The organism is Flavobacterium sp. 2 (genome assembly GCF_049949195.1).
GTDB lineage: Bacteria > Bacteroidota > Bacteroidia > Flavobacteriales > Flavobacteriaceae > Flavobacterium.
The window spans coordinates 1,971,878-1,986,505 of the sequence record NZ_CP188206.1 but is presented as its reverse complement, the minus strand read 5'-3'; the positions used below and the strand labels follow the sequence as shown (position 1 = coordinate 1,986,505).

Sequence of the window (14,628 nt, the reverse complement as noted above, 5' to 3'; positions counted from 1 at the left end):
TTTTTTAAAGAAAAAGAGAATGTTAAATAAAGGTGATAGCCACGAATTCACGAATTTTATTTTTCAAATCTTTGTCTTTGAAAATCATTATCATTAATTAAACGAATGCTTTATGTGAAAGAATTTTATCACAGATTAAAAAAGATTCTCACAGATTGAAATCCTTTTAATTTGTGTAATCTAAGGCTAAAAAAAATCCATAAAGTTTAGAAAAAATAAAATTCGTGAATTCGTGGCGAACAAAAAACGCCAGACATTAATCTGGCGTTTTAAGTTTTAAGAAAAGAACGATTACATCATTCCTGGCATTCCGCCACCCATTGGCATTCCGCCAGCGCTTTCTTCTTTAATATCAATTAATGCACATTCTGTAGTTAGGATCATTCCAGAAACAGATGCAGCATTTTCTAATGCAACACGAGTAACTTTTTTAGGATCGATAATTCCAGCTTTAAGCATATCTACATATTCGTCAGTTTTAGCATTGTATCCAAAATCTCCTGAACCTTCAGCAACTTTAGCTACAACAACAGAGCCTTCAAGACCAGCATTTTCAACGATAGTTCTTAATGGAGCTTCAACAGCGCGAGAAACGATTTGGATTCCAGTAGCTTCATCAGCGTTGTCTGCTTTTAAGTCTGCTAAAGCAAGTTTAGCTCTTAATAAAGCAACACCACCACCAGCTACAATTCCTTCTTCTACAGCCGCACGAGTTGCGTGTAAAGCATCGTCAACTCTATCTTTTTTCTCTTTCATTTCAACTTCAGAAGCTGCACCAACGTAAAGAACAGCAACACCACCAGCTAATTTAGCCAAACGCTCCTGTAATTTTTCTTTATCGTAATCAGATGTAGTAGTCTCCATCTGACCTTTAATTTGGTTTACTCTGTTTTTGATGATATCAGCTTCACCAGCACCACTTACGATAGTTGTATTGTCTTTGTCAATAGAAACTCTTTTTGCGTTTCCTAACATTTCGATAGTTGTATTTTCTAAAGTATAACCTCTTTCTTCAGAAATTACAGTTCCGCCAGTTAAGATTGCGATATCTTCTAACATTGCTTTTCTTCTGTCTCCAAAACCTGGAGCTTTTACAGCAGCAATTTTAAGAGCCCCTCTTAATTTGTTTACTACTAATGTAGAAAGAGCTTCTCCGTCTACGTCTTCAGCAATAATCAATAATGGTTTTCCTGATTGAGCAACTGGCTCTAAAACTGGAAGTAATTCTTTTAAAGAAGATACTTTTTTGTCGTATAATAAGATGTATGGAGAGTCTAATTCAACTTCCATTTTCTCTGGATTTGTTACGAAGTAAGGAGAAAGATATCCTCTGTCGAACTGCATTCCTTCAACAACGTCAACGAAAGTGTCAGTTCCTTTAGCTTCTTCAACAGTGATAACGCCTTCTTTTCCAACTTTAGCGAAAGCTGTAGCGATTAATTCACCAATAACTTCGTCGTTGTTAGCAGAGATAGAAGCAATTTGCTGAATTTTGTCAGAATCGCTTCCAACAACTTTAGCTTGTTTTGCTAAGTCAGCAACGATAGTTTCAACAGCTTTGTCAATACCACGTTTCAAGTCCATTGGATTTGCACCTGCAGCAACGTTTTTAAGACCTTCTTTTACGATAGCCTGAGCCAAAACTGTAGCAGTTGTTGTCCCGTCACCCGCTAAATCATTGGTTTTAGAAGCAACTTCTTTTACCATTTGTGCGCCCATATTTTCTAATGGGTCTTTTAATTCGATTTCTTTTGCAACAGAAACACCATCTTTAGTAACGGTAGGTCCACCAAATGATTTTCCGATGATTACGTTACGACCTTTTGGTCCAAGCGTTACTTTTACAGCATTTGCTAATGCATCAACACCACGTTTTAATCCGTCACGTGCTTCAATATCAAATTTTATATCTTTTGCCATTTTAATTTTGTTTAAAGTTTGAGTTGTTTCAAGTTAATGAAGTTCTTAATTCTTAATAGTCCTTAACTTAATACAATATGTTTTTTAGATAATTGCTAGGATATCATCCTCACGCATAATCAAATAATCAGTTCCTTCTAATTTTAATTCTGTTCCTGCATATTTGCCATAAAGAACAGTATCGCCAACTTTTACAGTCATAGTATGATCTTTAGATCCGTTTCCTACTGCAACTACAGTTCCTTTTTGCGGTTTTTCTTTGGCAGTATCTGGAATAAAAATACCTGAGGCAGTTTTAGTTTCAGCTGCAACAGGCTCAATAAGTACGCGGTCTGAAAGGGGTTTAATGTTTAATGCCATGATTTTATATTATTATAAGTTATTACGTTTTTTAATGTTCTATGAACTTTCAGAAATTGTGCCATGCTATAAAAACTGACATTATTTCTTAAAAAAAATGCCAGCTTTGACAGGCTGGCATTTTAATTTATATCAAAATTATTATTTTGCTGGTGCTGCTGGTGCAGGAGTTCCTTGAACTGGAGCTGCTGGCGTAGTTGCAGGAGCTTCTGTTTTTTCAATAATTTTAGATCCTGTATCGTTTAATGATCCTGTAAAGCTTAAGCTTGAAAGTAAAATTAAAACAATCAAAACAGTCGCTAATGTCCAAGTACTTTTATCTAAAAAGTCAGTTGTTTTTTGTACACCGCCTAACATTTGTGTTCCGCTGATAGTAGAAGATAATCCGCCTCCTTTAGGGTTTTGTACCATAATTACGACGATCAATAGAAAACAAACTATTGTGATTAAAACTAAAAAAATTGAAAATGTGCTCATTACTTAATTATTGTTATTGTTATTTTGTTGTAAAATCTTTATATCCGATATGCGGTCTGCAAAGAAAGTAATTTTTTCTGGATATTTCAAAATTAATATTTCATATGCTTGAATTGCTTTTGTATATTTTTTTTGTTCCAAATATACTCGGGCTAAAGTCTCTGTCATTAGATAAGAACTCTCGTCTTTATTGATGTCAAGCTGTGCCGCTGCTGTTATTGCAGTTTGCTTTATTGGAGAAATTTTTGGGTTTGCTTCAATAAAACGGTCGATTATTTCCGCTTTTTTCTTTTTTTCGTCTTCTATTTTTTCTTCTGTAGCGACTGTTCCTAATGTTTGTTCTGCTTTTTCAATCGCATTTTCGGTTAGATTTTCTTCCATTGGTGCGTCTATGGTTCTGTCAATAGGTTCTGTTCTAGCTAATTGCAACCATTCCTGAAATGAGTGTTTTTCATTTCCTGAAAAATCCAGTGGTTTTCCGATTTCTAAATTCTCTTCTGCAGTTTTTACTGCTTCAGAAATTTCAATTTTTATTGGATCTGGAAGTATTTTGGTTTCCTCAGCTTCGATTACCGTTTCTGGTATTTCGATTTTTTCTGGTTCTGCAATAGTTATTGTCTCTTCAGGAATCAATATTGTTTCCGGAATCTCAATTGTATCAGGGTTTTCCGAAGTTATAGTTTCTTCCGTAGTAATTATTGTTTCCGGAATTTCAATTGAAACGGATTCTTCCGGTGTTTTAACTTCTTCAAAAATTACATTCTCAGCTTCCTTAATAGCATTGAATACTGATTTTTCAATCGGATCAATATGTATATTCGGAATTTCATCTTCTAATCTGTCTTCCAGAAAAGTTCGGCTTGGTTCCTTAATAATAGGTGTTTCTTCTTTAACAGAAAGTTCAACTGTTGGTTCTTGGAATTCAGATTGAATTATTTCTTCTTCAAAAACAGGTTCAATTGGTTTTTCTTCCGTTTTTTCTGATTCTTCAAAAGTTACAGTTGTTGCTTCTTTAATAGAATCCAAAATAGATTTTTCAATAGGATCTATTCGAATTTCAGCAAGTTTCTTTTTTTCTTCGGCCGAGATAATTTCAACATCAAAAACCGTAATATTCAAAAGATCTCTTAGTTTTCGATTGTAATATTCGCCCTGAATAGGAGTAAATTCTTCTGAAGTAATAAAATCAAACAAAACCGAACGATCGGTAGTATGTGCGGCCGTTACTTTTAGAGCATAATTATACTTAAAGCTGTTTTGTTTGTAAAGACCTTTTAATCGCAATGCGCGTGCACTTTGAAAATACGGAAATTCATTCAAAACACTTCCTAATGTTTCAGCCTGTTTTTCTGTAACGGTATCAGGTTTGTTTATTAGGTATGTATAATCGGTTACGTTCATTTTTATTGTTTAATCGTTTTTTATTGTTTAATCGTTTATTTGTTTAACTGTTAAATCGATTAAACTGTTAAACGATTCAACAAATAAACATTACTACCATTTGGCCAATGACTCATTGAAAATATCTTGAGTGATTCTTTCAAAAATAGTCTGAATTGCATTGTTTAAAACAGTTCCTGTTGGTAAATCTGTTCCTGCAAAGTCATTATAAAATTCAAATTGTTTCTCGAAATCATCCTTTTCGTTTTTCTTGTTTGTAAAACGAACATTTACACGAATTGTTAAACGGTTTTGTGCAGCCCCTACGCTACCATCTGCTGCAACAGCTGTTGCTGTCATCGGACTTATTCTGTAATCTACAATTTCTCCTTCATATACTAAATCTCCACTGTTGCTTACTAAATTCAGGTTGGTTTGATTCATAATCAAATCTTGTAATGCCAATGTAAATTGTCTATCGATTCCAGGCTCAATTAAATCGGCATTATTTTGGAAAAAATTTACCTGAAACGTTTTGGCATCAATAGTTCCTGTTCCTGTAAAGTTGTAAACATTGCATCCGCTTAATAAAAACAAGCTTAATAAGGCAAATAAAGAATATATTTTTTTCATAATGATTATTAGAAAAGTCCAATGTTATAAGATCCAAATTCCAATTGTGTCCAAATATAGGTAATTGGATTTTGGAATTTGAAATTGTAATTTAATTATTTTTATAAATCGAATTGTTTGATTTTTCGATATAATGTTCTTTCAGAAATCCCCAATTCATCGGCAGCAGCTTTACGTTTTCCTTTGTTTTTTTCTAATGATTTCTTGATCATTTCGATTTCCTTTTGTTCCAAACGTAAAATTTCTTCCTCCTCAATGGTTTCGGCAAATAAATAATTATCATCCTGCATTTGATAATTGTCCTCACGGTTTGCAGGTGTCATAACTGCTGTTCTTGGTTCTTCTTCAAAATCAATTTCGCTGTCGTTTTCTTGATTCCCGTATATTTTCTGAATTAAATTTGGATTGATATCCTGTACTTTTGAAGAACCATTTTTCATTAGTTCCAATGTCAGTTTTTTCAAATCATTAAGATCACTTTTCATATCAAAAAGTACCTTATATAATATGTCTCTTTCTGTACTGAAATCACTTTCTTTTTTACTGTCACTAATTACAGAAGGTAAGTTGCTTCCTTCAGCAGGTAAATACGATTGCAAAGTTGCAAGGCTAATATCGCGATTCGTTTCTAAAACAGAAATTTGTTCCGCAACATTTCGGAGTTGGCGAATATTTCCGCTCCATCTGAATTTTTGCAAAAGCTGAACCGCATCGTCATCTAATCTTAAAGGCGGCATTTTGTATTTATGAGCAAAATCCGCAACAAATTTTCTGAATAATAAATGAATATCATCATTACGCTCGCGCAAAGGAGGCAAAGTAATTTCTACTGTTGTTAAACGATAATACAAATCTTCGCGGAATTTTCCTTTTTCGATGGCATTAAATAAATTCACGTTTGTTGCAGCCACAATTCTCACATTCGTTTTCTGAACCTGAGATGAACCTACTTTTATGAATTCGCCATTTTCCAAAACACGAAGTAATCTTACCTGAGTTGTTAATGGCAATTCACCAACTTCATCAAGAAAAATTGTTCCGCCGTCTGCCACTTCAAAATAACCTTCACGTGTACTTGTTGCACCGGTAAAGGCTCCTTTTTCGTGACCAAAAAGTTCACTGTCAATAGTTCCTTCCGGAATCGCTCCACAGTTTACGGCAATATATTTTCCATGCTTTCTATGTGAAAGCGAATGTATAATTCTAGGAATATTTTCTTTACCAACACCACTTTCCCCAGTTACCATAACCGAAATATCAGTTGGAGCAACCTGAATGGCTTTTTCAATGGCGCGATTTAATTTTGGATCATTTCCAATAATCTCAAATCGTTGTTTTATTGCTTGAACTGTTTCCATATCGATTTTGTTTCAAGTTTTTGTTTGTTTCAGGTTTCAGGTTTGTCTTCTGAAACTTAACTTTTTAAACTCTTTTTTATATTGATTGAATTAAAAAGTTGTTTTAATTCATCGTATTGGTTTCCTTTTAAGTCTGTTTTTTGTAAAAGAATTGCTCTGTTTTTGTTTAAATAGAATAAAAACATATCTTTTTTCTCAACAATTTTGACGATGTTTTTCCAAAAATGTTTTACTTCAAATGTTTCTCCTTTTTCTTGAAAATATTCAATATTAAAAATATACTTTATATCTTCTTTTATACGAGGATTGTGGTTTATTTCTTTTTTTACAGCTTTATAAGTTAATAAATAGATAAAAAAAGGAATCAAAATAATAATTAAAGCAAAAAATGGGAAATCATGTTTAGTTTCGTCCTTATTGTCTAGTATGTTAAAAAAATAATCACTTAAGCTAAAAATTGCCGCAGCTAATAAAAAGAAGAAAATAAAGATATGTAATGGTTTGTATAATATATAATAAGTTCCTTTCATTGAACTACTAACATTGAAGCTAGGTTTTAAAATTATTTCTTTATCCATTCTTGTCTTTTTTTAACTTGGCTTATAATTTTGTTCCAAGTTTGAAGTTACAGAAATAACCTGAAACTTGAAACCTGAAACTTCAAACAATTTTAATTCATTTCACTCAATCCAACTGCTTCACCTTTTAAGGTTCCTGAAGTACAGCTTGTGATTTTTACATTTACGAAATCTCCAATTTTGTAATTCTCTTTCGGGAAAACTACCGTTATACTTTGAGAGTTTCTTCCTGAAAATTCGTCTTTAGACTTTTTAGAAACTTTTTCGACTAAAACTTCAACTGTTTTTCCAACAAATTCTTCACTTCTAAACCAAGCGTGTTTTTGTTGTAAATCGACAATTTCCTGCAATCTTCTTGCTTTGGTTTCTTCTTCAACATCATCTTTCATTTTTCTTCCGGCCAAAGTTCCAGGACGTTCAGAATACGAATACATATAACCGAAATTATATTTTACATATTCCATTAAACTCATAGTGTCTTGGTGATCTTCTTCAGTTTCTGTTGGGAAACCTGCAATCATATCTTGCGAAATCGAAGCATCTGGAACAATTGCTCTAATCTTATCAATCAAAGCCATATATTCTTCACGAGAATGCAGACGATTCATTTCTTTTAAAATTCGGTTACTTCCAGATTGAACAGGCAAGTGAATGTGTTTGCAGATATTTGGATATTTCGCAATAACATGCAATATGCTTTCGTGCATATCCTGCGGATTTGAAGTTGAGAATCTGATTCGCATTTTTGGAAAACCAACCGCAACCATTTCCAGCAATTGATCAAAATCGACAGCAGTTGCTTTTTGCATTTCAGAAGCGTTTACAAAATCTTTTTTCAATCCGCCGCCGTACCAAAGATAACTGTCAACGTTTTGTCCTAAAAGTGTAATTTCTTTAAAACCTTTCTCCCAAAGATCTTTGATTTCATTCATGATACTTTGAGGTTCACGACTACGCTCACGTCCGCGTGTAAAAGGAACAACGCAAAACGTACACATATTATCGCAACCACGAGTTATAGAAACCAAAGCGGTAATTCCGTTACTCATCAAACGAACTGGCGAAATGTCTCCGTAAGTTTCTTCTTTGGATAAAATTACATTAATAGCGTCGCGTCCTTCTTCAACTTCTGCTAATAAATTAGGAAGATCTTTATAAGCATCAGGACCAACAACAAGGTCGACTATTTTTTCTTCTTCCAAAAACTGACTTTTCAAACGCTCAGCCATACAACCCAAAACGCCTACTTTCATTTTAGGATTTGTGCGTTTCACAGCGTTGTATTTTTCCAGACGTTTACGAATCGTTTGTTCGGCCTTATCTCTAATTGAACAAGTATTTACCAAAACCAAATCAGCTTCTTCTAAAACAGAAGTAGTGTTATATCCTCCGTCAGATAAAATGGAAGCTACGACTTCACTGTCCGAAAAATTCATCGCACATCCGTAGCTTTCTATAAATAGTTTTTTAGTATTCTCAGGTTTATTTTCTAAAACAAGACTTTCGCCCTGTTTGCTTTCTTCAATAATCTTTTCCATTGTAAAAATTCAAAGTGCAAAGATAGGTTAATTGAGATTAATATGACAAGATGGCAGGGAAAGAATTAACAAATTTAATTTATAGATTTTAGAGTGCGGATTTGGATTCTGATTTCATTTCGATCTAAAATCCTGAATAAGAAATCTAAATTAAAAAGCACATTTCTCGGTCATAATCATTTAAAATTTATACCTATATATATAATAGGTAGGATTACAGATAAATCTGCAATTTTGAGAAACATAATATTAAAATAACTCAAAAATGCACTGATAAGGTTAATATTTAAAAAAAATAGATACTTTTGTTGCAGAAAATAAGAGCAATGGCAAAGAATTTAGTTATAGTGGAGTCACCTGCAAAGGCGAAAACGATCGAGAAATTTCTCGGAAGCGATTTTCAGGTGGAGTCAAGTTATGGTCACATAGCCGACTTACCATCAAAGGAAATAGGAGTAGATGTAGAGAATGGTTTTAAACCTAAATATGAAGTTTCTCCGGATAAAAAAGCCTTGGTAAGTAAACTTAAAACACTATCTAAGAATGCCGAAACGGTTTGGTTAGCATCCGATGAAGACCGCGAGGGAGAGGCTATTTCATGGCACTTGGCGGAAGAATTAAAACTGGATACAAAAAAAACTAAACGAATTGTTTTTCATGAGATTACAAAATCTGCGATTCTTAAAGCAATTGAAAATCCAAGAGAAATTGATTATAATTTAGTAAACGCACAACAGGCACGTCGTGTTCTGGATCGTTTAGTAGGTTACGAATTATCTCCGGTTTTATGGAGAAAAATCAAAGGAGGACTTTCTGCCGGACGTGTACAATCTGTTTCTGTTCGTTTGATTGTAGAAAGAGAGCGCGAAATTCAAAGCTTTAATGCAGTTGCAACTTACTCAATTGTTGCAGAATTTGTAAACGAAGCTGGAAAAGTTTTCAAAGCAAAACTTCCAAAAAACTTTAATACTAAAAAAGAAGCCGAAGATTTTTTAAATAAAAACATCGGTTCTAAATATAAGGTAGCCGATTTAGAAACTAAACCTACAAAAAAATCACCAACAGCACCTTTTACAACATCTACGTTGCAACAGGAAGCAGCAAGAAAATTATACTTGCCAGTTGGAATCACAATGCAGTTAGCGCAGCGTTTATACGAAGCCGGACTTATTACTTATATGAGAACGGATTCGGTGAATCTTTCAAAAGATGCAATGGATGCCGCTGAAGCTGAAATCATAAAATCTTACGGAAAAGAATTCTCAAAACCGAGAACTTTTGCAAACAAAAGCAAAGGAGCACAAGAAGCGCACGAAGCAATTCGTCCTACTGATATGTCACGCCATTCAGTAAATATCGATCGTGATCAGGCTCGTTTGTATGATTTGATCTGGAAAAGAACTTTAGCTTCGCAAATGAGCGACGCGCAGCTTGAAAGAACAAACGTAAAAATTGAAGCAGATAGCCACAATGAAGTTTTTACAGCTTCTGGTGAAGTATTGCTTTTCGAAGGTTTCTTGAAAGTTTACCTGGAGGGACATGATGATGATGAGGAAGAGCAAGAAGGAATGCTTCCTGCTTTAAAAGTAAACGAAAAATTGGCTAATAACTATATTACAGCCACAGAACGATATTCAAGACCGCCTGCAAGATACACTGAAGCTTCTTTAGTTAAAAAACTTGAGGAACTTGGAATTGGACGTCCTTCTACTTATGCACCAACCATTTCAACAATCATCAACAGAAATTATGTTGAAAAAGGAACTTTGGAAGGTCAGGAGCGTAATTATACACAACTTACTTTGCAAAACAGTAAAGTAGGAGAGAAGTTGTTAAAAGAAAATACCGGTTCTGATAAAGGAAAATTAGTTCCAACTGATATTGGAACTATTGTAACTGATTTCTTGGTTAAAAACTTCGGAAATATTTTAGATTACAATTTTACTGCAAAAGTTGAACAGGATTTCGATGAAATTGCCGAAGGGAATATCGATTGGGCAAAAATGATGCAGGATTTCTACAATCAGTTTCACCCAAATGTAAAAGAAGTTGAGGCAAATGCTGAACGTGAAAGTGGTGAAAGAATTCTTGGAAAGGATGCTGACGGAAGACAAGTTTCTGTTCGTTTAGGAAAATTTGGACCGATGGCTCAAATTGGAGAAGCAGACGACGAAGATAAAAAGTTTGCCAGCTTAATGGCTGATCAAAATATTGGAAACATTACTCTTGAAGAAGCTTTAAATTTATTTTTGCTTCCTAAAAGTTTAGGTGAATATAAAGGAGAAGAAGTTGAAGTGAGTAATGGTCGTTATGGTCCTTATGTACGTCACGGAAGTGTCTTTATTTCGTTGCCGAGAGGGGAGGATCCTTTAGGTGTTTCAAAAGAAAGAGCTCAGGAATTAATTGATGAGAAGGCACTAGCTGATGCGCCAATTGCTGTATATAAAGGAGAAGCAGTTCAAAAAGGTGTGGGACGTTTTGGTCCGTTTATCAAATGGAATGGCCTTTTTGTAAATGTGAGCAAAAAATACAATTTTGATAATTTATCTCAGGCTGATGTTGAGGAATTGATTGAAGATAAATTGCAGAAGAATATTGATAAAGTGCTTCACAATTGGGAAGAAGAAGGAATTTTGGTTGAAAAAGCACGCTGGGGCCGATCTGTTATTACAAAAGGCAAAATCAAAATCGAACTAAGTAAAGATGTTGATGCAACAAAATTGACATTGGCTCAGGTTCAGGAAATGATTGCAGCAAAAACTCCGACTAAAAAAGCTCCGGCAAAAAAAACAACAACAGTAAAGAAAGCTCCGGCTAAAAAAGCGGCAGCTAAAAAGAAATAATTTAAGTACTATAAATGGAATTTGATTTTCTAGAACCAGTTAACGACGGAATTGTAAATTTTATCAATTCGTTGTCTTCTCAAGAATTGGGTAGTAAAATAGTTTTGCATACCCACGATCAATTTCCTGATTTAAGTAAAATAAATATTGCCATAATAGGTGTTTTGGAGGATAGACGAAACATTAATATGGTAAATGAAGTTAACCTGACTGCAATTCGTAAGAAGCTGTATGCTATGTTTCCTGGCAATTGGGATGCATCTATTGCAGATCTAGGTGATATCCTAGCTGGAGACTCAGTTGATGATACTTATTTTGCACTTAAAAAAGTTGTGGCTTCTTTAATTAAAAATAAAATCATTCCTATAGTCCTAGGAGGTTCTCAGGATTTGACGTATGCTTTGTATCGCGCTTATGATGATTTGGAGCAAATGGTAAATTTGGTTTCGGTAGACAACCGATTTGATTTTGGTAAAGAAAATGAATCAGTTTCGGCTAATTCATATTTGACGAAAATCATTATAGATGAGCCAAATAACTTGTTTAATTATTGTAATATAGGATATCAAACCTATTACAATTCTCAGGAAGAAATTGATTTGATCGAAAAACTATTTTTTGATGCTTATAGATTAGGAGAAATTTCAACTAATATTGCATTGGCTGAACCTGTTTTCAGAGATGCAGATTTGGTTAGTATTGATTTAAGTTCTGTAAAGTCTTCAGAATCAGGAAATTTGGTTTCATTTGAGCCAAATGGTTTTAATGGAAAAGAGATTTGTTCTTTAGCAAGATATTCAGGAATCAGTGATAAAGTTTCCGCATTCGGAATTTTTAATCATAATAGTACGGTGCATGAAGCTGTATTGATTGCACAAATAGTTTGGTATTTTATTGAGGGATATCACTATCGTTCAAAAGAATATCCATTTGGAAGTCGAACAAATTATTTGAAATATATTGTTCCTTTAGAAGAAGAGGAACTTATTTTTTACAAAAGTGATAAAACAGATCGTTGGTGGATCGAAATTCCATTTGTTTCAAATGGCAGCAATAAATTGAAAAGAAATACGTTATTACCGTGTTCATACGACGAATATTTATGCGCCTGCAATCAAGAATTGCCAGAAAGATGGTGGAAAGCACAGCGAAAAAATGCTTTGTAGAAGAAAATTTCAATTAAAATCTTAATTTTTTAAAATTTTAAAAAATTATTTAAGAAATATTAATAAGAAGTAGATTACATATTATAAAATTTGATGTTTTTGGTCGATTTTTTACGTTAGTTTATCGATGAAATATTTTTTTTTTATTTTATTTAACATTATTTTTGAACGGTAAAATAAAATTCGCAAGTAGTATTGTTTTTTAGATAAATAATAAATACGTTTACGGACTTTTAATAATGAATAGATAATCCAAATTTATATGAAGAAGTTTATTGCATTTGCAGCAATGTTAACACTAGTAATTGGCTGTGGTAAGTCAGGTGACAAAGGTGAATTAGTTGGTGTTACAGGAGGGAAATGGCATCCTGAAAAACCTTATGGAATGACTTTGGTTCCAGGCGGATCTTTTATTATGGGTAAATCTGATGCTGACTTAGCTAATGTGGAAGATGCTCCAACTAAAACGGTAACAGTTCGTTCGTTCTATATGGATGAAACTGAGATCACTAATAGCGAGTATCGTCAGTTTGTGGAGTGGGTAAAAGACTCTACAATGAGAGTTCGTTTAGCAATTTTGGCAGATGAAACTGGTCAAAAAGCTACAGGTGACGCTAAAGGAAAAAAAGGTGGCAGTATTGCTGATTATGCATTTAATGATTCTGAGCCAGATAAAATGACGGCTTATGATAAATATATGTATGATAACTACTATAGCGTAGGAACAAAAGATGATCCATATGCTGGTAGAAAATTAAACAAAAAAGTAAAGTTAATTAAAGATACAAAAGCTTATCCAGATGAGTATTACACTGAAGTAATGGATTCTATGTATTTGCCAATTGAAGAATCTTACAATGGTTTAAGAACAATTGATGTAAATAAATTGAAATTCCGTTATTCTTGGATGGATATTCAGGCTGCAGCAAAAGCTAAAGTAGGAAAAAGAAAAGATTTCGTTAAAACAGAACAAGTAAGTGTTTATCCTGATACTACAGTTTGGATTAAAGATTTCGCTTATTCATATAATGAGCCAATGCATAATGATTACTTCTGGCATAAAGCTTACGGTGATTATCCTGTAGTAGGTGTTACTTGGAAACAAGCAAAAGCTTTCTGTGCTTGGAGAACTTTAAACAAAAACAGTTATATTAAATCTAAGAAAAAAGGACGTGACTTAGTAAATGCTTTCAGATTGCCAACAGAGGCTGAATGGGAGTATGCTGCAAGAGGAGGTCTGGAATCAGCAACTTACCCATGGGGAGGTCCTTACACTAAGAGTGATAGAGGTTGTTTCATGGCAAACTTCAAACCAAGCAGAGGAGATTATGCTGCTGATGAAGCGTTGTACACAGTTGAAGCTAAGTCTTATGAGGTAAATGGTTATGGTTTATATAATATGGCAGGAAACGTTTCAGAATGGACGGATTCAGCTTACAACCCAAATGCATACGAATATGTTTCTACAATGAACCCAAATGTTATTGATGGAAATAATCAAAGAAAAGTAGTTCGTGGAGGATCTTGGAAAGATGTTGCTTACTTCCTACAGGTAAGTACTCGTGATCACGAATATGCTGATTCAGCTAGAAGTTATATTGGATTCAGAACTGTACAAGATTACATGGGAACTCAAGTAACTGGAAGCAGTAAAAAAAGAAAGTAAATTATAATTAAATTCAATAACCAACAAATCTATTTTAAAACCTAAAAAAAAAGTATTATGGCATTATTAAGTAAAAAAGCAATGAATTTCGCTTATGGTATGGGAGCGGCAGTAGTAATTATTGGAGCTTTATTCAAAATTACTCACTTTGAAATTGGGCCATTGACAGGAACATTGATGCTTTCTGTTGGATTAGTTACAGAAGCGTTAATCTTTGCACTTTCTGCTTTCGAACCAGTTGATGATGAGTTAGATTGGACTCTTGTTTACCCAGAATTAGCTAACGGACAAGCTAGAAAAAAAGAAGCTAAAGCTGAAACTCCAACTGATGCTCAAGGATTACTATCTCAAAAATTAGATTCATTATTAAAAGAAGCTAAAATTGATGGTGAATTAATGTCAAGCTTAGGGAACTCAATCAAAAATTTCGAAGGTGCTGCTAAAGCAATCTCTCCAACAGTTGATTCAATTGCAGGACAAAAGAAATATGCTGAAGAAATGTCTATGGCTGCTGCACAAATGGAATCATTAAACAGTTTATATAAAGTACAATTAGAAAGTGCTTCAAGAAACGCACAAGCTAATAGTGAAATCGCTGATAATGCTGCTAAATTAAAAGAGCAAATGCAATCTATGACTGCTAATATCGCTTCTTTAAACAGCGTTTACGGTGGAATGCTTTCTGCAATGAGTAACAAAGGATAATTAG

At 33.8% G+C, this 14,628-nt stretch carries 12 protein-coding genes; 4 read left to right on the top strand and 8 right to left on the bottom strand.

Annotation, left to right across the window (positions count from 1 at the left end; all coding sequences use genetic code 11):
• Positions 1–291: 291 nt before the first annotated feature.
• The 8 genes from groL to miaB form a co-directional block, all read right to left on the bottom strand.
• Positions 292–1,920 (bottom strand): chaperonin GroEL, encoded by a 1,629-nt coding sequence (groL, locus tag ACNFIH_RS08470; protein ID WP_035651793.1) that lies wholly within the window; start codon positions 1,918–1,920, stop codon positions 292–294.
• Between the two features lie 84 nt (positions 1,921–2,004).
• A complete protein-coding gene (locus tag ACNFIH_RS08465) occupies positions 2,005–2,280 on the bottom strand; it encodes a co-chaperone GroES (protein WP_012023920.1) in 276 nt (91 codons plus the stop codon).
• Between the two features lie 141 nt (positions 2,281–2,421).
• Entirely contained in the window at positions 2,422–2,757 is a 336-nt protein-coding gene (secG, locus tag ACNFIH_RS08460) for a preprotein translocase subunit SecG (protein ID WP_426486278.1), read from the bottom strand.
• A 3-nt stretch (positions 2,758–2,760) separates the two neighbouring features.
• A complete protein-coding gene (locus ACNFIH_RS08455) occupies positions 2,761–4,158 on the bottom strand; it encodes a tetratricopeptide repeat protein (protein ID WP_426486277.1) in 1,398 nt (465 codons plus the stop codon).
• A 93-nt stretch (positions 4,159–4,251) separates the two neighbouring features.
• Positions 4,252–4,770: an LptE family protein gene (locus tag ACNFIH_RS08450; protein WP_035651799.1), complete on the bottom strand. Its 519-nt coding sequence runs from the start codon at positions 4,768–4,770 to the stop codon at positions 4,252–4,254.
• Positions 4,771–4,871: 101 nt separating this feature from the next.
• Entirely contained in the window at positions 4,872–6,128 is a 1,257-nt protein-coding gene (locus tag ACNFIH_RS08445; RefSeq protein ID WP_426486276.1) for a sigma-54 interaction domain-containing protein, read from the bottom strand.
• A gap of 56 nt (positions 6,129–6,184) precedes the next feature.
• The gene (locus ACNFIH_RS08440) at positions 6,185–6,706 is read right to left on the bottom strand and encodes a YcxB family protein (protein ID WP_426486275.1); all 522 of its coding nucleotides are present in this window, start codon (positions 6,704–6,706) and stop codon (positions 6,185–6,187) included.
• A gap of 92 nt (positions 6,707–6,798) precedes the next feature.
• Positions 6,799–8,244, bottom strand: coding sequence for a tRNA (N6-isopentenyl adenosine(37)-C2)-methylthiotransferase MiaB (gene miaB / locus ACNFIH_RS08435; protein WP_035651803.1), 1,446 nt, complete (start codon positions 8,242–8,244; stop codon positions 6,799–6,801).
• 326 nt (positions 8,245–8,570) lie between these two features.
• On the opposite strand from miaB, the gene topA reads away from it, so the two are divergent.
• From topA to gldL, 4 genes are all read left to right on the top strand, one after another.
• A complete protein-coding gene (gene topA, locus ACNFIH_RS08430; protein WP_426486274.1) occupies positions 8,571–11,087 on the top strand; it encodes a type I DNA topoisomerase in 2,517 nt (838 codons plus the stop codon).
• A 14-nt stretch (positions 11,088–11,101) separates the two neighbouring features.
• A complete protein-coding gene (locus tag ACNFIH_RS08425; RefSeq protein WP_426486273.1) occupies positions 11,102–12,253 on the top strand; it encodes a formimidoylglutamase in 1,152 nt (383 codons plus the stop codon).
• A gap of 262 nt (positions 12,254–12,515) precedes the next feature.
• A complete protein-coding gene (gldK, locus tag ACNFIH_RS08420; RefSeq protein ID WP_426486272.1) occupies positions 12,516–13,919 on the top strand; it encodes a gliding motility lipoprotein GldK in 1,404 nt (467 codons plus the stop codon).
• A gap of 57 nt (positions 13,920–13,976) precedes the next feature.
• Positions 13,977–14,624 (top strand): gliding motility protein GldL, encoded by a 648-nt coding sequence (gene gldL / locus ACNFIH_RS08415; protein ID WP_426486271.1) that lies wholly within the window; start codon positions 13,977–13,979, stop codon positions 14,622–14,624.
• Positions 14,625–14,628: the final 4 nt, after the last annotated feature.